Annotated in this window: 17 protein-coding genes; 13 read left to right on the forward strand and 4 right to left on the reverse strand. The window is 41.6% G+C overall.

Annotation, left to right across the window (positions count from 1 at the left end; translation table 11 throughout):
* Positions 1 to 32: 32 nt before the first annotated feature.
* The 10 genes from pepN (at position 33) to rmf (ending at position 17071) form a co-directional block, all read left to right on the forward strand.
* The gene (pepN, locus tag AWH66_RS16425) at positions 33 to 2642 is read left to right on the forward strand and encodes an aminopeptidase N (RefSeq protein WP_063606375.1); all 2610 of its coding nucleotides are present in this window, start codon (positions 33 to 35) and stop codon (positions 2640 to 2642) included.
* A 96-nt stretch (positions 2643 to 2738) separates the two neighbouring features.
* On the forward strand, positions 2739 to 2957 hold the full coding sequence (locus AWH66_RS25475; RefSeq protein WP_083400055.1) for a DUF2835 domain-containing protein: 219 nt from the start codon (positions 2739 to 2741) through the stop codon (positions 2955 to 2957).
* 157 nt (positions 2958 to 3114) lie between these two features.
* Positions 3115 to 7959: an NAD-glutamate dehydrogenase gene (locus AWH66_RS16430; RefSeq protein ID WP_063606376.1), complete on the forward strand. Its 4845-nt coding sequence runs from the start codon at positions 3115 to 3117 to the stop codon at positions 7957 to 7959.
* A gap of 215 nt (positions 7960 to 8174) precedes the next feature.
* The gene (gene pyrD, locus AWH66_RS16435; protein ID WP_062459801.1) at positions 8175 to 9185 is read left to right on the forward strand and encodes a quinone-dependent dihydroorotate dehydrogenase; all 1011 of its coding nucleotides are present in this window, start codon (positions 8175 to 8177) and stop codon (positions 9183 to 9185) included.
* 159 nt (positions 9186 to 9344) lie between these two features.
* A complete protein-coding gene (locus AWH66_RS16440; RefSeq protein WP_038230493.1) occupies positions 9345 to 9890 on the forward strand; it encodes a cell division protein ZapC in 546 nt (181 codons plus the stop codon).
* 569 nt (positions 9891 to 10459) lie between these two features.
* A complete protein-coding gene (gene rlmKL, locus AWH66_RS16445; protein WP_063606377.1) occupies positions 10460 to 12583 on the forward strand; it encodes a bifunctional 23S rRNA (guanine(2069)-N(7))-methyltransferase RlmK/23S rRNA (guanine(2445)-N(2))-methyltransferase RlmL in 2124 nt (707 codons plus the stop codon).
* Between the two features lie 6 nt (positions 12584 to 12589).
* A complete protein-coding gene (locus AWH66_RS16450; RefSeq protein WP_081875895.1) occupies positions 12590 to 12841 on the forward strand; it encodes a glutaredoxin family protein in 252 nt (83 codons plus the stop codon).
* Positions 12819 to 14741, forward strand: a complete 1923-nt coding sequence (locus AWH66_RS16455) for an ABC transporter ATP-binding protein (RefSeq protein ID WP_063606378.1) — start codon at positions 12819 to 12821, stop codon at positions 14739 to 14741. The genes AWH66_RS16450 and AWH66_RS16455 overlap by 23 nt, the downstream gene beginning before the upstream one ends.
* A gap of 5 nt (positions 14742 to 14746) precedes the next feature.
* Positions 14747 to 16732 (forward strand): DUF3466 family protein, encoded by a 1986-nt coding sequence (locus AWH66_RS16460; protein WP_063606379.1) that lies wholly within the window; start codon positions 14747 to 14749, stop codon positions 16730 to 16732.
* A 165-nt stretch (positions 16733 to 16897) separates the two neighbouring features.
* Positions 16898 to 17071, forward strand: a complete 174-nt coding sequence (rmf, locus tag AWH66_RS16465; protein WP_006075701.1) for a ribosome modulation factor — start codon at positions 16898 to 16900, stop codon at positions 17069 to 17071.
* A 135-nt stretch (positions 17072 to 17206) separates the two neighbouring features.
* On the opposite strand, the gene fabA is transcribed toward rmf, so the two are convergent.
* Positions 17207 to 17725, reverse strand: a complete 519-nt coding sequence (gene fabA / locus AWH66_RS16470) for a bifunctional 3-hydroxydecanoyl-ACP dehydratase/trans-2-decenoyl-ACP isomerase (RefSeq protein WP_038230501.1) — start codon at positions 17723 to 17725, stop codon at positions 17207 to 17209.
* A gap of 71 nt (positions 17726 to 17796) precedes the next feature.
* On the reverse strand, positions 17797 to 19434 hold the full coding sequence (locus AWH66_RS16475; protein ID WP_063606380.1) for a S16 family serine protease: 1638 nt from the start codon (positions 19432 to 19434) through the stop codon (positions 17797 to 17799).
* Between the two features lie 171 nt (positions 19435 to 19605).
* On the opposite strand from AWH66_RS16475, the gene matP reads away from it, so the two are divergent.
* Entirely contained in the window at positions 19606 to 20055 is a 450-nt protein-coding gene (gene matP, locus AWH66_RS16480; RefSeq protein WP_006075455.1) for a macrodomain Ter protein MatP, read from the forward strand.
* A 23-nt stretch (positions 20056 to 20078) separates the two neighbouring features.
* The gene (locus tag AWH66_RS16485) at positions 20079 to 20390 is read left to right on the forward strand and encodes a DUF3634 family protein (protein ID WP_063606381.1); all 312 of its coding nucleotides are present in this window, start codon (positions 20079 to 20081) and stop codon (positions 20388 to 20390) included.
* A 100-nt stretch (positions 20391 to 20490) separates the two neighbouring features.
* Here AWH66_RS16485 and AWH66_RS16490 read toward each other — a convergent pair whose 3' ends face one another.
* Entirely contained in the window at positions 20491 to 20742 is a 252-nt protein-coding gene (locus tag AWH66_RS16490; protein ID WP_006075457.1) for a hypothetical protein, read from the reverse strand.
* Between the two features lie 737 nt (positions 20743 to 21479).
* Here AWH66_RS16490 and AWH66_RS16495 point away from each other — a divergent pair.
* Positions 21480 to 21839, forward strand: a complete 360-nt coding sequence (locus AWH66_RS16495) for a hypothetical protein (RefSeq protein WP_063606382.1) — start codon at positions 21480 to 21482, stop codon at positions 21837 to 21839.
* A gap of 252 nt (positions 21840 to 22091) precedes the next feature.
* Here the strand turns inward: AWH66_RS16495 and AWH66_RS16500 are convergent, their stop codons facing one another.
* A complete protein-coding gene (locus AWH66_RS16500) occupies positions 22092 to 22358 on the reverse strand; it encodes a hypothetical protein (RefSeq protein ID WP_063606383.1) in 267 nt (88 codons plus the stop codon).
* Between the last annotated feature and the right edge of the window lie 89 nt (positions 22359 to 22447).

Below are 22447 nucleotides of genomic sequence, written 5' to 3' on the forward strand. Positions count from 1 at the left end.
CTATGCTAACGATAATAATATAAGGACAAAGGATGACCGAGTCAGCACCTAAAGCCAAATACCGTAGCGACTATCAAACTCCGTCGCATACTATCACAGATGTAAATCTTACTTTCGACCTTCATGAAACCCAAACTAAAGTGACCGCCGTTTCCCAAGTTAAGCAACTTGGTGAGGCAACAACCTTGGTACTTGATGGAGAAAATATCGAACTTATTCAAGTCAGCGTGAATGGAGAAGCCTGGAGTGATTTCATTACTACTGATTCCGGTTTGGAGATTTCAAATCTACCAAAAGAGTTTGAATTGGTGATTGAAAACCACATTTCTCCGTCAACAAATACTGCTCTTGAAGGTTTATATATTTCTGACGGTGCTTACTGCACTCAATGTGAAGCCGAAGGTTTTCGACGTATTACTTATTTCTTAGATCGACCAGATGTTCTTGCTAAATACACAACGAAAGTCATCGCAGACAAAGCGGCTTTCCCATATCTCCTAAGTAACGGCAACAAAATCGAAGAAGGTGAATTGGAAAGTGGTAAACACTTTGTTACCTGGGAAGATCCACATCCAAAGCCTTCTTATCTTTTTGCTCTTGTCGCCGGTGATTTTGATGTACTGCGAGATGTATTTAAAACACGTTCAGGTAGAGATGTTGCTCTTGAAATATTTGTAGACAAAGGCAATCTTGATCGTGCTAATCATGCGATGGTTTCACTAATTAATTCGATGAAGTGGGATGAAGAACGATTCGGTCTTGAGTATGATTTAGACATTTATATGATTGTTGCGGTCGACTTCTTCAATATGGGTGCAATGGAGAATAAAGGCCTAAATGTCTTTAACTCCAAGTTTGTTTTGGCTAACGACCAAACCGCGACAGATACTGACTACTTGGGAATCGAAGCTGTTATTGGTCATGAGTACTTTCATAACTGGACAGGTAACCGAGTGACTTGTCGTGATTGGTTCCAGTTGAGTTTAAAAGAAGGTCTAACGGTATTCCGTGACCAAGAATTTTCTTCGGATTTAGGCTCTCGCTCTGTTAACCGTATTAATAATGTTCGTATTATTCGTGGCCCTCAGTTTGCTGAAGATGCTAGCCCAATGTCACATCCAATCAGACCTGACAAAGTAATTGAAATGAATAACTTCTACACTTTGACGGTTTACGAAAAGGGAAGTGAAGTTATTCGAATGATGCATACGCTGCTAGGTGAAGACAAATTCCAAGCAGGTATGAGATTGTACTTTGAAAGACATGATGGTACTGCTGCTACGTGTGAAGATTTTGTTTCTGCAATGGAAGATGCATCGGGAATCGATCTGAAACAATTCCGTCTTTGGTACAGTCAATCGGGTACGCCAACATTAACGGTTACCGATAGCTACGATGAATCTGCGAAGACTTATACGCTTAACGTTTCTCAACAAACTCAGCCGACTCAAGATCAAACTGAAAAGCAAGCGTTACACATTCCGTTTGACGTAGAACTGTATGATGAGAAAGGAAATTCTCTAGAGTTACGTTGTAACGGAATCGAGTTGAATAACGTGTTAAACGTGACTCAGAGTGAACAAGAATTTGTGTTTGAGAACATACCTTCGAAACCAGTGCCTTCAATGCTTCGCGAGTTTTCAGCTCCGGTTCGTCTCGAATTCGATTACAGCGATGAGCAATTAGCCTTTTTAATGATCAATGCTAAAAACGATTTTGCTAAGTGGGATGCTGGGCAAATGTTGTTGGCAAAGTACATTAAGTCGAATGTTAATTCTGTTCAAAGTGGCAGTAGTGTAGAACTACCGAGCCTGGTGATTGATGCATTTAAAGGTGTACTACTGAACAAGGATTTAGAAGAAGCGTTTATTGCTGAAGCATTATCTTTGCCAAGCTTTAATGAGGTAGCCGGTTGGTATAAAACAGTAGATGTCGATGCAGTCTGCGACGTGTTGAAAGATATCAAGTCACTGCTAGCAGATGCGTTACAAGATGAGCTCTCTGCACTATACCACACGTTAACTCAAGCTGATTATTCGATTGAACATGACGCAATTGGTAAACGTTCGTTAAGAAATCTTTGTCTACAGTACTTGGTAAACGTTGATGAATACCAATATTTGGCTGAGCAACAATATCGCGATGCTAACAATATGACGGACACGATCGCCGCAATGACTGCGGCAAATAGTGCATCACTTTCATGTCGTCAGCTATTGATGGATGACTACAGTGAGAAGTGGAGTCATGATGGACTGGTTATGGATAAATGGTTTGCCTTACAAGGTGCCAATCCAGCAATCAACGCTTTAGAGAATGTTAAATATTGTATGTCACACAAAGCGTTTAGTTTAAGTAATCCAAATCGTACTCGAAGTTTGATAGGGTCTTTCTTGAACATGAACCCGCGTCGCTTCCATGATATCTCGGGTGAGGGCTATCAGTTTGCTGGTGAGATATTGACTCAGTTAAATGAATCAAATCCGCAAGTAGCGTCACGTTTAATTGATCCGTTGCTCAAGTTGAAAAAGTACGACGAGAAACGTCAGGAACTGATCAAAGTCGAGTTGAATAAGTTACGTAGTTTGGACAACTTAGCTAAAGACTTATTTGAGAAAGTCACAAAAGCATTAGAGTCATAATCTACAAACAGCCAATACTGTATATTTATACAGTATTGGCTGTTTTCTTTAATAAACCTAAGGAAAACCACCTAAATTGCGCAACATTCAAACAATATGAAACAGTACTGCTTCAATCTCAATATTTCATATCAGAATTACCTTTCTCATTATACTGGTTATGCATCCAGTATTTTGGTGGTGACCGATGAGCGTTTAAAACTGCAGCTTCCCGCAAGTCGGTTTCGACCGTATTTGACACAATTAGGTATTAAAGGTCGCTTTAGATTGATAACTGACCAGAACAACAAGTTTATACGGTTAGAATCACTGTAACTGCTCCAAATTATAGTGATATGAATAAGTGCATCAGTCACACTATCAAACATTTCCCTGAAACTTCTTCCATTTTTTATTAACTCTTTCTCAATAAAACTTTTACAATATAGAACAAGCCTACATCCCTCATAAAAACAAAAAGTGGAGCGTTTCTATGACCACGCGCGAACCAGTTGTTCCGGTTCTACTGGAGAAAGTATACAAGTTGATTGAATCCAAAGTAGAAGGGAGCAATCAGCCTTTAGTAACTAAACTCGCCAAACATATTTTTAGCAATGTTTCCCCCGATGACTTGCTACAGAGAAATGAATCAGATCTTTACGGTGCTGTTGTTAGTTTATGGCATCATCTCAATGAGAAAAAACACGATGAAGTATCGGTTCGAGTATTCAACCCGGCGGTAAGTCGTCATGGTTGGCAATCAACTCACACTATATTAGAAATCGCCGTGCCAGATTCTCCGTTCTTAGTTGATTCAGTAAAGATGGCTCTTAATCGAGTGGATTTGACTTGTCACATTATGCTTCATGGCCCGACTCAATTTGAGCGCGATGAACAAGGGCAGATAACATCAGTTAATGAAGGGAAAGGGCATTTACAATCGATTTTCCATATCGAAATCGATCGTTTAAGTGACAAAGCTGAAATGTCAGCGCTTAAGGATGAGTTGGTCTCTATATTCGAAGACACTAGTTTGGTCGTTAACGAATGGGAGGCGATGTCGGATAAGCTTAAGCAAATCACAAAAGATCTGGTTAAGAACAAGAAGAAACTTCCAGTGGAAGCCGATCGTTTTGATGAAACCATCGCGTTCTTAGATTGGGTTGGTAACCACAACTTTACCTTTATGGGTTACAAAGAGTTTGATCTCATCAATGAAGAGGGTGATTCCATACTCAAACCTACCGAAGATAAAGGCTTAGGCCTGTTCGCCAGTGAAGAACGTGTCCGTTCGGTAAAAATTTCTGAGTTTTCCGACTCGGCACGCCTAGAAGCGAAAAAGCCTTTCCTACTTATTCTTACCAAAGGTAATAAAGCAAGTCGTATCCACAGACCCGCGTATACAGATTACATCGGAATCAAGAAATTCGATGCAAATGGAAAGGTTGTGGGAGAACATCGATTTACTGGCCTGTATACATCAGCCGTGTACAACCAAAGTGTATCCACCATTCCACTAATTCGCGAAAAAGTTGATCGTATCTTGGATGCTAGTGGATACCGAAATGGATCTTATTCATATAAAGCGCTTCGTAATATATTAGAAAACTATCCGCGCGATGAACTACTTCAAGCAAAAGAAGAAGAATTGCTTGAGATAGGTATGGGTGTGGTTCAAATGCAGGATCGTGACTTGATCCGCTTGTTTGTTCGTAAAGATCCGTTTGGTCGTTTCTTTAGCTGCATGGTGTATGTTAGCAAAGATCGTTATAACACTCAGCTTCGAAAAGATACACAACGGATCCTTCAAAACTACTTTGGCTGTGAGCAAGAGGTTGAGTTTACGACTTATTTCTCCGAAAGCCCTCTGGCTAGAACCCATTACATCGTAAGGGTTGATAACAATAATATGGATATGGATGTGAAGGCGATAGAAAGAAACCTAATGGAAGTATCAGCGTCTTGGGATGATCGTCTTTCGGAAGCTATTGTTGCTAATTTTGGTGAGAGCAAAGGGCTACCGTTATCGAAAGTGTATTCAAGAGCATTCCCTCGTTCATATAAAGAAGACATGATGCCGACCTCTGCTGTGGCGGATATTGAGCGACTTGAATCCCTTGATGAAGATAATAAGTTGGGCATGCTGTTCTACCGACCACAAGAAGCGGCGGCGGATTCCAAAGAAGTTAAACTGAAGCTATATCATCGTGATGAACCAATACACTTATCCGATGTAATGCCAATGCTCGAAAATCTTGGTCTGCGAGTGATCGGTGAATCACCGTATGAGATCGTTAAGTCAGACGGCGGAACATACTGGATCCTAGATTTTGCGATGCTACATAAGAGTGATGCGGTTGTCGATCTTCGAGAAGCTCGCGATCGATTCCAACAAGCATTCGCTGCAATTTGGTCTGGTGGTTTGGAAAGTGATGGTTTCAACCGTCTGGTACTAGGTTCCGGTTTAACTGGTCGTGAAGTGTCAATCTTAAGGGCGTATGCGCGTTATATGCGTCAAGTCGGTTTCCCATTCAGCCAGCACTATATTGAAGACACTCTGAATCATTACCCAGATCTAGCAAAAGACCTAGTTGAGTTATTTGCACAGCGCTTTATGCCTTCTCTAAAAGGAAGCAAGAAAGGGCAACAACGTGTTATTGATAAGATCCACAAACAGTTAGATAAAGTAGAAAGCTTGGATGATGACCGTATTATCCGTCGCTATGTCGAAATGATTTCGGCTACGCTGCGTACAAACTACTATCAGAAAGATAACAATGGTGTTAACAAGCCTTGGTTATCTTTAAAGCTTGAGCCAAAGAACATTCCAGAAATTCCAGCTCCAGTACCTGCGTTTGAAATTTTCGTTTATGCGCCGGACATTGAGGGTGTACACCTACGTGGTGGTAAAGTTGCTCGTGGTGGTTTGCGTTGGTCGGATCGCCAAGAAGATTTCCGTACTGAAATACTTGGGTTGGTGAAAGCGCAGCAAGTTAAGAACACGGTGATCGTACCTGTAGGGGCAAAAGGTGGTTTTGTTTGTAAACGCCAACCACAACTTTCATCACGTGATGAGATATTTGCTGAAGGTCAACGCTGTTATAAACAGTTCATCAGAGCGTTATTGGATGTATCCGACAACATTATCGAAGGTGAAATTATTCCACCGAAGAGTGTTGTTCGACATGATGAAGACGATCCGTATTTAGTAGTAGCTGCGGATAAGGGGACTGCGACGTTCTCTGACTTGGCCAACTCGGTATCAGATGAATATAACTTCTGGTTGGGTGATGCGTTTGCTTCCGGTGGTTCCAACGGATACGACCATAAAGCAATGGGTATTACTGCCAAAGGTGGTTGGGAGTCAGTTAAACGTCACTTCCGTGAAATGGGCATTGATTGTCAGAACGAAGACTTTACTGCTATTGGTGTTGGTGACATGGCAGGGGATGTATTTGGTAACGGTATGTTGTTATCGAAGCACATCAAACTTCAAGCTGCGTTTAACCACATGCATATCTTCATTGATCCAAACCCACAATCTTCAGCGAAAAGTTGGGAAGAGCGTAAACGATTATTTGATCTCCCACGCTCGAGTTGGGAAGACTATGATCCGAAATTGATCTCAAAGGGCGGTGGTGTTTTTGCTCGCAAAGCAAAATCGATCACGTTAACTCCTGAGATCCAAAAAATGCTTGGGACCAAGAAAGCATCCATGGCACCAAATGATCTTATCAAGATGATTCTCTCCATGGAAGTCGATCTACTTTGGAACGGCGGTATCGGTACCTACGTCAAGTCTAGCGCTGAAACGCATACTGATGTAGGTGATCGCGCTAATGACGTACTACGCATCAACGGCAACGAATTGAAAGCCAAGGTAGTTGGTGAGGGCGGTAACTTAGGTATGACTCAACTGGGGCGTATTGAGTACGCTTTAACTGGTGGTCGTGTTAATACTGACTTTGTTGACAATGTAGGTGGTGTAGATTGTTCCGATAACGAAGTTAATATTAAGATCTTCTTGAATGGTCTGGTGTCTAACGGTGATCTGACGGTCAAACAACGTAATGAAATCCTTGAGTCAATGGAAGATGAGGTTGGCGAGATTGTACTAGATGATGCTTATTGCCAGTCAGAGTCTATATCAGTAACAGAATTCCAAGGCGTATCGTTAGTCAAAGAACAGATTCGTTTTATACATACGCTAGAAAAAGCAGGTCACTTGGATCGTGGTTTGGAATATATTCCATCTGATGAAGAGCTGATTGAGCGCGAGAAACAAGGCATTGGAATGACAAGACCTGAGCTCTCAGTGTTGGTGGCTTACGGTAAGATGGTATTGAAAGAAGAATTGGTGACTGATGAGATCGCGGCCGATGCGTATCATCAGCAGCAACTGACACAATACTTCCCATCTGAGTTACGCCGCAACTACATAGAAAGTATGTCAACGCATCCTCTGAAGGCTGAAATCATCTCTACAATGCTTGCAAATCAGATGGTTAACGAAATGGGATGTAATTTCGTGACTCGTCTACAAGAAGAGACGGGTGCCACAGTGGTTGATATTGCCAATGCATACGCAGCATCTAGAGAGATCTATGGTTTTGCATACACCTTCGAGCAAATACGTAAACTTGATAATATTGCCAGTTCAGAAGCGCAATATGAGCTGCTGTTTATTGTACGTCGCACATTACGCAGACTTGCCCGTTGGATCTTGAGAAATCGACCTGGCAAACAGTCGGTTGAGCAACTCGTTGCGCGCTACCGTGATGATGTTATGAAAGTAGAGGAAACACTTGAAACTTGCCTAGTAGCTGAAGAAGTAGCGGAACATCGTCTACAAGCTGAAAACTGGGTGGAGCAAGGAGTAGGGAAAGAGCTGGCCAATTATGTAGCTCGTTTATCTAGCTTACTATCCGCTGTTGATATTTCGGAAATCGCTGCAGAAGCTAACTTTAGTGTTGAGCAAGCTTCTAAACTATATTTCCATCTTGGCGATCGTCTATCACTGCATTGGTTCTTAAACCAAATAAACAGTCAAGGCGTTGATAATAATTGGCAAGCTCTCGCGAGGGCGGCATTCCGCGAAGATCTAGACTGGCAGCAACGTTTATTGACTGCGCAAGTCCTTAAATGTGGCTGCGGTGGCGATAACGAAGACGTTATCCTGTCACTTAATAATTGGATGGAAACTAATGCGAGTAGTTTGCTTCGTTGGGAAAATATACTCAACGAGTTCAAAGTAGGTAATGTTCATGAGTTTGCTAAGTTCTCTGTAGCACTCCGAGAATTGAGCTTGTTAAATTTAAATTGTGCAAACACACAATAAATAGATACTGCTAACCGGTTTCATTAAGTGATAAGCGCCTTTTATAGGCGCTTTTTTATTGTCGAGAGAATAATGAGTGACAATGTCACATAATTTGTGTCTTTATTCGCCTAATCGTTTGCGTTTTCGCGAGAAAACTAAAAACTTCATTGCATGTTCAAACAAATAAGTAAATAATACCACCCCGTTTACACGGGTTTTCTATCGGAGGCACAATGCTTTACCGTCTTGCCAGAACTGGCTTTTTCCAACTTGATGCCGAAAAGGCTCATGATCTCGCTATTCAGAACTTCAAACGTTTTACTGGCACTCCTCTTGATCTAGCATATCGTCAACAACTTCCTAATCGTCCTGTTGAATGCATGGGGCTGACTTTTAAGAATCCTGTAGGTCTTGCTGCAGGTCTTGATAAGAATGGCGAATGCATCGAAGCATTTGGAGCTATGGGGTTTGGTTTCGTGGAAGTAGGGACTGTGACACCTCGTCCTCAACCAGGCAACGACAAGCCTCGTCTTTTCCGTTTAGTTGAAGCAGAAGGGATTATTAATCGCATGGGTTTCAATAACCTAGGCGTCGATAACCTTGTAGAGAACGTAAAGAAAGCAAAATTTGACGGTATTCTAGGTATTAATATCGGCAAGAACAAAGACACTCCGATCGAAAAGGGTGCTGAAGACTACATTATCTGTATGGAAAAGGTATACGAGCACGCTGGTTATATTGCCGTAAACATTTCCTCTCCAAATACTCCGGGACTTCGCAGCCTTCAATATGGTGAAGCACTTGATGAGCTGTTAGAAGAACTGAAAGCGAAACAAGCGGAACTGGCTGAAAAACATAACAAATATGTACCTTTGGCACTAAAGATCGCTCCGGATCTTAGTGACGATGAGGTTAGCCAAATCTGTGAATCGTTGATCAAAAATAAGATTGATGGTGTGATCGCCACGAACACTACATTGGATCGTTCTATCGTAGAAGGAATGAAGCATGCGAATGAAGCTGGTGGCTTAAGTGGCCGTCCAGTTCAATCACGTAGTACAGAAGTAGTGCGTCTACTTGCTGAGAATTTGCAAGGTAAGCTGCCAATTATCGGTGTTGGCGGCATTGATTCTTATGTTTCTGCGAAGGAAAAGTTGATGGCAGGTGCAACACTCGTCCAAGTTTACTCCGGTTTCATCTACCATGGTCCAAAACTTGTCAAAGACATCGTTAAAAACCTGTAATTACTGAAAAGTTACTGGGTCTAACATAAGAGAAGGGGAAAATTGTTTTCCCCTTTTTTTTTGCGTAATCGTTTGTAGAATTATATTCAACTGACAAAAAAGGTAATTAAGCGTTTTACCTAACAGTCTGATTATTCTTTAAATATAAGAGACGGAACGATGCTTAAACCCAGCGATACATGGATCTGGTATATGGATGAGGACGAAGGTTCTCTCATGCTGGATTTGGGAGATGAGATGGTTTTTAAAACCAATCTTTCCCGAAAACTCCTTGTCGACTGCGCGATGGGTCAGAACAACTTTACTGTAGATGACGCATCCGCGTTCCAAACCTTTAAAGACCAAATAAGCATATTGGGGCTATCTGAGCCTCGACAGGCTGAACTCACACTCTATTGTGTTGCAGCCAAGCGCTTCCATAAGCCCGTTCAGCCAAAGAGTTGGTTCTTTGACCATCAAAATGGCAGCTATCAACCTCAAGAAGGCGATTTAGTCCGATTAGTTAATCAACATTCGGAAGGTTTCTTTATTGTCCTAGAAGTCGGTGAGAGCGCTAGCTTATGTGCCTTAGTAGATTTAGAGTCATTTAGTTTGACTCCAAGTAAAGGTGTTCAATTTGGCCAGAGCATTAAAGTCATGCATGACAGAATGGCTTGTGCGCACCAATTTATGAGAATTAACCAGCCCATTGCTCTTGTCGGTTAAGAGCTTAGTAGGGTAATTAGAGCGCAAAATGCGCCAAATAGAAAAAGCAGTGGCAGCTTTTAGTAGTACACAACGATTCCAAAAACGTTCCTCGTAGAAATTTATCGGCCTTCATGGCCGATTTTTTTTACCTAAATCCTAGAGGATACACCTCGTATTTCCCACCATCTTCCTATCTTGTCTCTAAGAAACCTATACCTTTGAATCCTATCTGGTGATATTTCGCATATTTTTTTATCTAAATAGTGACTATTTTTCTGCTTAAAACAGGGTGTTTTACCACTATAAATTCCTCCTTTAACTAAAAATGTAATAAAATTACACAGTAAAAAGCCGACTGGTATAGACCAATATTAATGTAAATAAGTATTCACTTCGTCCCTTGGTCAATAAATACGACTGGTATATTAACAATGACTAATGTAATGATGGTGACGGTGTTTATGAGTTTCATTCGGTTAAAGCTTGTTCGAATAAACGAATAACTAAGGGATTAGAGTAGGTTTGTTTAGTGAGAAGGCCGTTTGTCAGGTATAATCAACACCATTTTTCACAGTCAGATGAACACTATGAACCAATATCTTGCCGTTACTTCTAATGGACTCGAAAACCTACTGGCTCAAGAGCTTGAGCAATTGGGTTTAACTTCAGTAAAACCTGTACAAGCGGGAGTGAAGTTTAAAGCGTCAAATGAGCAGATTTATCGAGCTTGTTTATGGAGCAGATATGCTTCTCGCTTTGTTAAAGTGCTTTCGGAGTTTACTTGCCAAGATGATATGGACCTATATCTGGCTGCGTCTTCTATTAACTGGATTAATCACTTCCATAGCTCAAAGAAATTTATCGTAGACTTTAACGGTACCAACCGTGAGATTCGCAATAGCCAGTATGGCGCGATGAAAGTCAAAGACGCCGTAGTAGATTGCTTCAATAAGAAGAATTTGCCTCGCCCAAATATCAGTAAAGACCGCGCGGATGTGCGTGTTCATGTGCGCCTACATAGAGATAAAGCGCTTATTGGCTTAGATATGGTTGGCTCAGGCTTACACCAACGTGGCTATAGAACAGAAGCAGGCCGAGCGCCTTTAAGAGAAACATTGGCCGCTGCCATTGTTGCTCGTAGCGGCTGGAAAGAAGGGCAAAACATGCTCGATCCTATGTGCGGTTCTGGTACGCTGCTGATAGAAGCGGCCATGCTTGCTGCAAATATGGCTCCTGGTGTTAAGCGTCAAACATGGTGTTTTGAAGCACTTGAAGATTTTGAACCGGAGGTATGGGCAGAGGTTAAATCAGAAGCTAATGTCCAAGCTCGACGCGGTGTCAAAAAGACTGACAGCAGATTTTGGGGATTCGATAACGACCCTAAAGTGTTGAGAACCGCTAAAGAAAATGCCAAACGTGCAGGCGTTGAAGAGTTGATTAACTTTGAGCTTGGCGATGCGAGCCAAGTGACTAAACCTGCCGAGTTCGGAGAAGGTGTTGTGGTGTGTAACCCTCCATACGGCGAGCGCTTGGGCACGGAACCAGGGCTTATCGCACTTTATACCGAATTTGGCAACCAACTAAAAACTCAATTTGGCGGTTGCCAAGCCTCTATCTTCTCTAGTTCAGACGATTTGTTAAGTTGCTTACGTATGCGAGCAGAAAAACAATTTAAACTGAACAATGGTGCGTTACAGTGTCACCAAAAAAACTATTCAATTTCTCAACGCTCCGAAGACGAGTTAGTCGGCAATAAGGACGCACAAGTTGTAGCTCCGGACTTTTCTAACCGTCTCAAGAAGAACATTGGAAAGATTGGAAAGTGGGCTAAAAAGGAAGGCTTAGATTGCTATCGCATATATGATGCTGATCTACCTGACTACAATGTTGCTGTTGACGTTTATCAAGACTATCTGGTTATTCAAGAATACGCAGCTCCCAAAAGCATTCCTGAAGAGACAGCAAAGCGTCGATTAACGGATGTTATTCGTGCCAGTATCAAGGTAACCGGTGTTGATACCAACAACGTGGTTCTTAAAGTACGTGAAAAGAAAAAAGGTTCATCGCAGTACAACAAACTGGCGGCTAAGTCATCAAAGCTTCACGTAAATGAATACGGAGCTCAGCTAATCGTTAATCTTTACGACTACTTAGACACTGGCCTGTTCCTTGACCATAAAATCACTCGCCGTAAGCTTGGTGAAATGGCGAGCAACAAAGATTTTTTAAACCTATTTGCTTATACAGGATCTGCAACTGTTCACGCAGCATTGGGTAGCGCGAAATCAACGACAACAGTTGATATGTCAAATACCTACTTAGAGTGGGCGAAAGAGAACATGAAACTCAATGGCCAAGTTGGCCGTCAGCATCAATATATTCAAGCAGACTGCTTACAATGGTTAGAAAAAGCCAACGGTAGTTACGACCTTATCTTTATTGATCCACCGACTTTCTCGAACTCTAAGCGAATGGAACAATCATTTGATGTTCAGCGTGACCACGTAACGCTAATGACGAACTTGAAACGACTACTGCGCGAAGAAGGTACGATAGTATTTTCGAACAACAAACGACACTTCAAGATGGACTTGAAAGCGCTGGAAGAACTTGGCCTTAAAGCCGAGAACATTTCAGATAAAACTCTGCCACTTGATTTTGCTCGTAACAAACATATTCATAACTGTTGGGTTATTACTCACCAAAAGTAAAGGATTATGGAAAAGGAACTTATTCTATACAGTACTGAAGGATGCCATCTCTGCGAGATGGCATTTGAGCTCATATCTCATGTTGGATTAACTGAGCAATTACAAGTGATTGATATTGCTTTTGATGATGAGCTATTTTCTCGTTACGGCGTCACTATACCAGTTGTAAAAAGCGAACAATCTGAAATTAACTGGCCTTTTGACCTTTCTCAACTGAAACAATGGTTAACAGCTAATGGCATTACTTACCATTCATAATGGGCAACTAGCATTTGGTGATCATCCATTGCTAGACAAATCTGATTTCGCACTTCAAGAAAACGAACGTGTGTGTTTGGTTGGCCGCAATGGAGCGGGCAAATCAACGTTAATGAAAGTGCTTGCGGGTGAAATCGTCATGGACGATGGCAAACTGCAGATCACTCAAGATGTCGTGGTATCACGACTTGAACAGGATCCTCCGCGTGATCAGGCCGGTACGGTAGCTGATTACGTCGCCGAAGGACTGGCAGAAGTCGGTGAGTTATTAAAAACTTACCATGCTCAACTGGATTTGGTCGCGCAAGACCCGTCTGAGCGAAACATAAATCGATTGGCGAAAACTCAAGAGAGCTTAGAAGTTGCTGGAGCATGGCGCTTTGAAGACCGTATTAAGAATATTCTTGGGGCTTTGAAGTTAGATGGCAACACACTGTTAACTGACTTATCTGGTGGATGGCAGCGTAAAGCAGCGTTAGCCCGTGCTCTGGTTTGTGATCCTGATGTTTTACTACTCGATGAGCCTACCAACCATCTAGATGTAACCACAATCGAGTGGCTGGAAACTTTCCTAAAAGATTTTCGTGGCTCAATTATCTTTATCTCGCACGACCGCGCCTTTATTCGCTCGATGGCGACTCGCATTGTTGACCTTGACCGTGGTCAATTAGTTTCTTATCCAGGTAGTTATGAAACCTATTTGGTTGAGAAAGAGGAAGCATTACGCGTTGAAGAAATGCAAAATGCCGAATTTGATAAGAAGCTTGCGCAAGAAGAAGTATGGATCCGTCAAGGCATTAAAGCACGTAGAACGCGTAATGAAGGACGAGTAAGAGCGCTTAAAAAGCTGCGAGAGGAACGCCAAGGTCGTCGTGAAGTTCAGGGTAAAGTGAACCTTAAACTGGATGACAGTGCTCGTAGCGGAAAAATCGTTTTCGAAGCTAATGATCTCAATTATCAGATTGAAGGCAAAACCATAGTTAAGAACTTCTCCTTTAACATCCAGCGTGGTGACAGAATTGCGCTTATTGGTCCTAATGGTTGCGGGAAGAGTACTCTAATCAAGCTTCTCCTCGACGAATTACAGCCGACATCTGGAAAGTTGAAATGTGGTACTAAGCTAGAAGTGGCTTATTTCGATCAATATCGTGAAGCTCTTGACCCAGAGAAGACGGTGATTGATAACCTTGCTGACGGTAAGCAAGAAGTCATGGTAGGCGGTCGGGAACGACATGCTTTGAGCTATCTTCAAGACTTTTTATTCGCCCCAAAACGTGCCAGAACTCCGGTTAAAGCCTTATCTGGTGGCGAGAAAAACCGCTTATTATTGGCGCGTATATTCCTTAAGTCGAACAACTTATTGGTGCTTGATGAACCAACCAACGATCTAGATATCGAAACGTTAGAGTTGCTCGAGGAATTACTTGCTAATTATCAGGGCACGCTGCTTTTAGTGAGTCACGATCGTCAATTTGTTGATAATACTGTGACTACAAGCTGGATTTTTGAAGGTGAAGGGGTTATAGAAGAGTTTGTTGGTGGTTATCATGATGCCCAACAACAACGAATGCAGGTCATCGAGGCAAGAAAAGCTTATGAACCTGTGAAAGAGACTAAAAAGCAAGCAGTTGAGCCCGAAAAGAAAACAACTGCTGTGAACTCTAAGCCTAAAAAGCTGTCGTATAAGCTGCAAAGGGAATTAGAGGCACTACCTGCGTTACTAGAGCAGCTAGAGCAAGAATTAGAACAGCTGCAGGAAACTGTGAATACCCCTGAGTTTTTCACCAAGCCTGTGACTGAGACACAACCAATTTTAGACAGTTTGTCTGCCAAAGAGCAGGAACTGGAAATTGCCTTTGAGCGATGGGAAGAGCTCGAAGCAATGCAACAGGAAAGTTAGTCTTCATGAGTCGTATTAATTTCAAAATTTCATTAATTGCAGCCAGTGTTATGGCTGCAACTTCAAGTCAGGCAGCGTTGTATAAGGTTGTTGAGATTGGTCCTGCTAGTGGGTATGAAAAAGGGTTTGCTAATAACGTAGATGTCACCGAATTCTACGGGTCGGCTATTGGTCACAACACCGAAACTTCGAATGAGAAAGGTTGTTTTGGTGAAGTGTGTAATAGTGGTAACTATGTCTTAGCCGGTGATACTAGAGCAGGATCCGAAGGTCATTCATATTCGCAAGAAGTGCCTTTCAATTACGATCAAAGCTTTTTCCTGACTAGTAAAGGCAGAAATAAAGATTATTGCTCTGGTCAACTTGGCTATCAAACCTGTTCACCAGGTTGGATAGATAAAATGTGGTTAAGTTACAGTGATCATGGCGGACTCGAGCGTGAGCGAGATGCTTGGCTTTTTCCAGAATACCGTTCAAACGCGCAAAGTTTCATAAACTCAAGTATGATGGCACTAGGGCAGCCCAATACCGCCTATGTACCGAGTGGTTTTAGCTATCAGAATACCTCTAGCAACGTGGTAGTTACTGCTTTTGATGCCGTATCTGGAAACGCCATAGGTATAACTAGTAGTGGATACTACGGGAATGGTAAAAATAGTGCGCTTGTATATCGTCAAAGAGGTTTCTGGGGTAATGATGATAACCCAATCATCCTAAACCCCTTACAAACAAATGTAAGTGATACTCACAACATTACCAAGCTGATGGGCAGGACGATGGCATATGGTTCGTTGCTCTATCAAGGTACGACTTATGTATTTGGAAGTGCCTCTGTTGCTCCTTTTGATACCGATTCTGATAAGAATTACAGAGGATCAGTATCGAACTGCCTAAAAGATTCAACAATAAGCGCAGATCCAGCAGCGTACGCTGATTGCCAAAACTTCGGCTTTGCAACCAAAGCTGCAATCTGGGATACAACAGGTGCGATTGAACAAATTAATCCTTCAATGGTGCTTAACTGGAAAAATAGTTTTGATGAAAGCAATATCGATAAAAAGGCTCGACAAGGTAGTTTTAGAGCGGGAGTAGTGTCAGATACAATTAGTTTTAAAAACTTGCCTGTATTCGTTGGAATAAATACCACTAAAGATGGAAGTTCAAACTCGTTTCTACAAGCTACAGTATTTACACCTACTAACCAAAACCCTAGTCTGACAAACCCAGACGATTGGAAAAGTGAAACAATTTCACGAGCTACGATTAAAAGTGGCGATGATTTCGTGTATAGCAACTCTTTAGCCACAGGCATAAACAAAAATTTGGTGTTAATTGGTGAGGCCAAAAGGCGTGGTGATAAACGAGAAAATGGTGCTGCTCCTAACAGAATGTTCCTAGCTACTGTCGATGCTGACGGCAAGGCTTCCGCTTTGTATTTTGATGAACTGAACAATAACAACGGCATATTTTTTCGAGGTGCTGGTGGTGTGACAGGTGCTATAAACAACTATAACGAAATAGTTGGCCGTGTAGACGCCGAACAATCTACAGAGTATTTTGGTAAGCAGCGTCGTCAAAGAGGTTTTATTTACCCATACAATAATCTCGAATATGGGAGCAAGCAGTCTCGCCTAGATGTATTTGATGGTAAGCCTTGGTTACTAGATGATTTGACTAATGACGGACAAAAAGGTGGAAATAACCAGTACCGAGTTGTTGATGCCACTGATATCAATGATGATGGTATTATTTCTGGTACGGCATTAAAATGTGAAGGCGGCTATGATACTACTGGTCACAACTCATACTGCGGCAGTGGTCAAAAACGTGAGAAAGTAGTAGCAGTTAAGTTGATCCCGATCGCAAATGCAACATCTGCTGATATCCAGACTCGCGCATTAGAAGCTGCACCCGTAGAGCGTAAGGGTGGTAGTCTCGGTTGGATGGCAATGATTTTCCTAGGGTTCTTAGGGTTACGCCGTAACAAATAGTCACAAGTGACAAAAATCCCAGGTTCACACTTCTGAATCTGGGATTTTTTGTGCCTTGTGATCAGCGGAATAATGCGCAATTATTAAAGAGGAGTAACAAAAGCTCCACAAATCTTTAATGGTAGAAAGTCTGGGAGACTGGCTTTGTATAATGAGGACCGTACTATGAAGAGACAAAAACGTGATCGTCTAGAGCGAGCTCAATCACAGGGTTATAAAGCTGGATTGAATGGTCGATCGATGGAAACCTGTCCCTATCAACAAATGGATGCTAAGTCTTATTGGCTAGGCGGTTGGCGTGATGCCCGAGATGACAAACATTCAGGACTCTTCAAGTAAGTCGGGAGCAAAATTGAAGTACTTTAAGGCCTCATATTGAGGTCTTTTTTGTGGTTGTTACTTCTAATGCACTATAACTAAATATATATGGGTAAAATAAACGACTCCGGAGAGTCGTTTATTGAAAACTTCGATTTAGAAAGTTGATGTGTCTTTGAATAGGCCAACTTTTAGGTCTTTAGCAACATAGATCTCTTTACCATCTACTAGAACGCGTCCGTCAGCGATACCCATAACAAGCTTGCGATTTACAACGCGTTTCATGTGTAGCTCATAGGTTACTTTTTTCGCTGTAGGAAGGATTTGACCAGTGAATTTTAGTTCACCTACACCAAGAGCACGACCTTTACCTTCGCCACCAATCCAACCAAGGTAGAAGCCAACTAGCTGCCACATTGCATCTAGACCAAGACAGCCTGGCATTACTGGGTCACCAATAAAGTGACAATCAAAGAACCATAGGTCAGGGGTGATATCTAATTCTGCAACAATTAAACCTTTACCAAAGTCACCCTCGGTTTCTGACATTTTAGTTACACGATCCATCATCAGCATGTTTGGTGCTGGTAACTGAGGGTAGCCTTCGCCAAATAGTTCACCACGGCTAGAGGCTAGAAGATCTTCACGGCTATAAGATTCACGTCTGTTTTGCATTATTAAATTACTCCAAATTTTGGTATGAGCATCTTAGTGAACAGGTGTACGCTAGACAAGTCCGACCACGACTAGACAAACCAGTTTTTAACCCTTTCTAACAAAGTTTCCGGTAGTTCAAGTTTTTCAAAATTTTCAATACGTTCGGCTATCTTTCCAATAACGCTATCTTCATCTTCACTCTTGAAAGGTTTATTAAGAAGTAGAGGAACCACTTCGTCAACGTGTGTAGCTGACCAAATATGGAACTCACCTTGCTTAATACTCTCGACTACCTCAGTACTGAGTGCTAGGTGTTGAAGATTGGTTTTCGGAAGTACAACACCTTGTTTACCAGTAAAACCTTGGTGTTTGCATACGCTGTAGAAACCTTCGACTTTCTCATTGAGGCCACCGACGGCTTGAACGCGGCCAAATTGGTCGACAGCACCTGTGACCGCAATTTGTTGGTCGATAGGATAACCTGATAATGCACTTACAAGAGAACACAACTCAGCTAACGAAGCACTGTCACCATCAACCTCGCAATAAGATTGCTCAAACACAATAGAGGCAGAATAAGGGAGCGGGGCATCAAGGTCTAACTCGGAAGAAACGAACGCCTGCATAATCATCATGCCTTTTGCGTGGATGTTACCGCCGAGATCGACTTTTCGCTCGACATCAGAGACATCACCATCGCCAAAGTGCACTACGCAAGAAATTCGAGCTGGTTCACCGTAGGATACTGGGTGCCCAGGTATATCGATAACAGTTAATCCGTTGACCTGGCCAACTTGTTGTCCCTGAGTTTCGATAACAACTTGTCCCTCGAGAATATCGTCAATTGCACGTTCAGGAAGATAGGCTTCTCTGCTTCGTTTCGCACAAATCGCTTCCTCAATATGAGCGGATGTTATTACTTTGTCATGACTAAAAGATGACGCTTCGCCAAGCAGTGCTGAATGCCAATCGATGGACAAAGGAAGGTACTGTTTATCTTCTGTTTCACGAGCTCCAGCTTGAAGAAGGCGAAGGTAGGCTGAACTATCTAGGCTATACTCGGGAAGCTGCTTCTCTAGTAGACCGTTTACAAAACCGAAGTAAGTTGAGATAGTTTTTTCGGATACCTTTAAGTCACTCTCCAGTTCTGTGTATTGCATAAAGCCAGAACGAAAATCATTATCAGCATAATCAAATTCCGCTAGTTGGTCTCGGTCACCAAGAATGATCAATTTAAAATCAGATTGGAATTGCGGTGGAGATAAAACAGTTGACTGTTTATCAATGGCCACACTGTTGAGTGAAGCTCCTGATAGCAAAGCCTTAATATTGCCCCAAGCGCTTAACGTGCTTAATGAAGCTTGGGTTGAAGCCACAAGAAATCCGTTATTGGCTTGAGAAATCAATCCAGCGGAAACTTCAAGTTGGTTATCTACCTTTGCGTAATGATCAAACAGTAGCGCTGAGCTTGTATCTTTTGTAACGACAACATGTTTGCCTAATGCTTTGAGTGAATCAGCTATTAGTTCACGGTACTTTAAATTGTCACCATCTTTAACGACTAACACTTTAGATTTACAAGCTTGTGATGTGAAGAATTTAAGGGCGGCTTGTAAACGAGGTTGCAAATCAAGCAGCGATGCAGGTGCAATGTTCGGTGCTTGTTCAATAGTGGTTTGATAGTTGTTGTACTGCGGACAAACGTCTTGCCAAGGGACTAGATTCATTAAGATGCTACTTATTTAAAATTTGGAAGGAGTATACAACGAAACCCGAAGTAACGTTAGTAATAGAGCACGGTTAATCGGGAGCAGATTCTCAGATTTCGTGTTCTTTTATTGAGTTGTTACGTGACTTGGGTTACGCTGTCACTGTAAACAGAGTAGGGACGCAAACCAATGAAATACCAACAGCTTGAAAACCTAGAATGTGGTTGGAAGTGGCAGTATTTATCTAAAAAGTGGCGCGAGGGTGAAAACATCACTCGCTATATTGATACCAGTGAAATCGAGCAGGCCGTTGCGACTTTTAAATCATTAGAACACGAACCTACTCTGGTTCTTGATTGGATTGATGAGCATATGTCTGCAGAGCTTGATAATAAACTCAAGCAGGCAATTCGTGCCAAGCGCAAGCGTCACTATAATGCAGAACAAGTTCATACCAAGAAAAAGTCTATCGATCTTGACTACCGAGTCTGGGAAAAGCTGTCTTACCGAGCAAACGAGCTCGGATGTACATTATCCGAAGCGATCGAGTACTTGTTAAGTGAAGCGTCGCGCAGTGAGAAAGCGACTAAGACAGTGAGTAGCCTGAAAGAGGACTTAAGTAAGTTACTGTCTGATTAGTCAGGGAATAGGGAGTAGTTGCGATGTTATATGTTGTTCTGATAGGTGCACTTGTTGTTTTCTGGCTTGTTGCTGTTGACCGCCCAGTGTTAACTGTAAAGTTTGATAACGGTGAGCTAGGTAACGTAAAAGGTCATATTCCTCCATCTTTTCGGCATAACCTTAAAGATATTGTTGAGCGTGACCAAGCGACAGGTGTTTTAAAAGTCTACCAAACCCGCACCGGTATGAAGCTAAAATTTAGCGACTCAGTAGCGAAAGCATGCCAACAACGAATTCGAAATGTATTCCCACATCAAGGATTCAAGTCAAAAGGCAAAAAGAAATCTCGATGAGATCCAATCGGTTTAAGTGTAGGCGCTATAAGTAGCGCCTTAATTTTAACCCATCTAATGCACTATAACTAATTTAATTTGGCTCGATAAAGATAAACAATTATCCGTGCGCCGCTATTTCTCGTTCATCCCAGATTTTCATTAGGGTACGCCTTGATTCAGAATCTAGCATTTGTATACGGCGACAAGTCCAGTTCTCCGCAATGTAATCAGCCATCTCTAGTGAGATAGGGTTGTTATCTGTTAGGTAGGTTTCTAAGGCAGCTTCTGCCTCCAATAATGATAACCCTTCGATATCCCATTTTTGAATTCGTGTATAGCTAGTTGTAAACCACTCAATAGGTAAAGACATAGAATATTCCTTTTCTAATAATTTTAGTTGCTCTCGTTGGTGAAATTAGAATTAAACATCTAAATCATTTTGTAAAGAGAATATCTTAGGAAAACACAATAAAAATCTATAAATATCTGAATCTATAACCAGATTCTATTTATAATAGTGTTGTTATATTTAAATTTGCCATTTTTCGCTATTGCTTTCGATATTGAATTTGCGCAGTCAATGGTTCGTTTCTACCATTGTCTCCAGTCCTGTGGCATGTAATGAATTCAAAGTGGCGTGAAGTATAAGTACGTATATATAATCTCCCTTTATCATTGCTGAATCTAATCGTTTTTCGTGGTTTAAATATAAATTAGAGCAATAATGGCGCTGTATGACACTAGTTATGGTGATATGTGCTTTTAAATACTCCAGTGATTTAAATTAAATGTTAAGTTCTCAGTTAATTTAAAAATATAATTGCAGCCGATTTATAATCGTCAATATATAGAGAATTTATTTAAATAGTGGATTAATTAAAAAAATTAGGGCGTTACACTCGCATAAAAAAGAAAGGTGTTGGGTTACAATTATCACGTTGTTAAGTGCATAGCTGCATTACAAATGGTAGGGTTGTTATATGAAATTTCTATGTATTGATTTATCACAAGCATCAGTAAATAAAGGCTTAGCGCTATTATTGGCGCGGCAGTTATTGCGGTCATTGGGGTGTGAGAAACGCTTCGCAATGAGTCCAAAGGTAAATAATGGCTATAGTAGAAGCACTTTTATTATCGGCGCTGACTGGCGGTGCGTCAGCCATGGCTACCGTTATTGCTCTTAAGGTCGATATCAAATGGATGCGCGATATCCTTAAAGACCACAAGAATAGAGGTGAATGGATCCAAATCAGTGCCTATAGAGGAAGACAGTTCATAGTAGATGACCCAAACCCAGTACCAGCAAGTGACGAAAAGTTAGATGATGGTTGGTTATATAGTTGGCTGGACTATGCAAGCAAGGTATCAAATGAAGAGTTGATTATGACTGCACAAAATTATTCCATGACAGACATTGTAGATTTAGCCCAAGACGTAAACGACTGGCTGATTTTCAAAATTTCGTAAACGATTCATTTACACGTTCTTTTAAAGAAGAGCTAAGTGCTGTGTTGATGGACAAAAGTGAAGAACTGCACAACGCACTAGAGGCTTCGAACTTCATAACACTGATAAAAGCTTCATCAGGCGTAAAATTCAATGACTAGGTAAAGAGCGTGAAACGTGAGAAGCTCGCTATATGGCGGGCTTTTTTGTATCTCATTGATACTAAACGATTACAACCTTAGTGCGCATTATGTATAAAGCGGTAAATCTGCTCTAAGAAGCTCTCGCTTCTTGTAATGCATTGATAAGGCGAGGGTTTGTGTACTTATCTTCGATTAAACCGTACACAACATTTTGGTCATCTTCCTCAAGAAGGTCAGCAATTCGAAAAGCTATATCCCAATCCATAGAACATCTACCTTTTCGCCAATGTCTCAGTCTTCCCTCGCCAACCTCAAGTTTTTGAGCGAGTTTGTACTCAGAGGTCAATTCATACCTAGCTTTGACCCTGTCCAAAAGTGCATTGGTGTAGTTCGTCATGTCATGGTTCCCCGAATGCTAATTGTTAAATTGTAGCGCTACATATTGTAACTTGCAGTACCGTAAGTCATTTGCGGTAGTAAATTATT

Origin of the sequence: Vibrio barjaei (genome assembly GCF_001639065.2) — a bacterium.
Classification (GTDB): Bacteria; Pseudomonadota; Gammaproteobacteria; order Enterobacterales; family Vibrionaceae; genus Vibrio; species Vibrio barjaei.

Excerpts from the sequence above, each read along its gene's own strand:
- rlmKL (WP_063606377.1), top strand. The coding sequence starts at position 10,460 with ATGAACCAATATCTTGCCGTTACTTCTAATGGACTCGAAAACCTACTG.
- AWH66_RS16500 (WP_063606383.1), bottom strand. The coding sequence starts at position 22,358 with ATGACGAACTACACCAATGCACTTTTGGACAGGGTCAAAGCTAGGTAT.
- rmf (WP_006075701.1), top strand. The coding sequence starts at position 16,898 with ATGAAGAGACAAAAACGTGATCGTCTAGAGCGAGCTCAATCACAGGGT.
- pyrD (WP_062459801.1), top strand. The coding sequence starts at position 8,175 with ATGCTTTACCGTCTTGCCAGAACTGGCTTTTTCCAACTTGATGCCGAA.
- AWH66_RS25475 (WP_083400055.1), top strand. The coding sequence starts at position 2,739 with ATGAAACAGTACTGCTTCAATCTCAATATTTCATATCAGAATTACCTT.
- AWH66_RS16495 (WP_063606382.1), top strand. The coding sequence starts at position 21,480 with ATGGCTATAGTAGAAGCACTTTTATTATCGGCGCTGACTGGCGGTGCG.
- AWH66_RS16440 (WP_038230493.1), top strand. The coding sequence starts at position 9,345 with ATGCTTAAACCCAGCGATACATGGATCTGGTATATGGATGAGGACGAA.
- fabA (WP_038230501.1), bottom strand. The coding sequence starts at position 17,725 with ATGCAAAACAGACGTGAATCTTATAGCCGTGAAGATCTTCTAGCCTCT.
- AWH66_RS16490 (WP_006075457.1), bottom strand. The coding sequence starts at position 20,742 with ATGTCTTTACCTATTGAGTGGTTTACAACTAGCTATACACGAATTCAA.
- AWH66_RS16430 (WP_063606376.1), top strand. The coding sequence starts at position 3,115 with ATGACCACGCGCGAACCAGTTGTTCCGGTTCTACTGGAGAAAGTATAC.
- AWH66_RS16475 (WP_063606380.1), bottom strand. The coding sequence starts at position 19,434 with ATGAATCTAGTCCCTTGGCAAGACGTTTGTCCGCAGTACAACAACTAT.
- pepN (WP_063606375.1), top strand. The coding sequence starts at position 33 with ATGACCGAGTCAGCACCTAAAGCCAAATACCGTAGCGACTATCAAACT.
- matP (WP_006075455.1), top strand. The coding sequence starts at position 19,606 with ATGAAATACCAACAGCTTGAAAACCTAGAATGTGGTTGGAAGTGGCAG.
- AWH66_RS16455 (WP_063606378.1), top strand. The coding sequence starts at position 12,819 with ATGGCATTACTTACCATTCATAATGGGCAACTAGCATTTGGTGATCAT.
- AWH66_RS16460 (WP_063606379.1), top strand. The coding sequence starts at position 14,747 with ATGAGTCGTATTAATTTCAAAATTTCATTAATTGCAGCCAGTGTTATG.
- AWH66_RS16450 (WP_081875895.1), top strand. The coding sequence starts at position 12,590 with ATGGAAAAGGAACTTATTCTATACAGTACTGAAGGATGCCATCTCTGC.
- AWH66_RS16485 (WP_063606381.1), top strand. The coding sequence starts at position 20,079 with ATGTTATATGTTGTTCTGATAGGTGCACTTGTTGTTTTCTGGCTTGTT.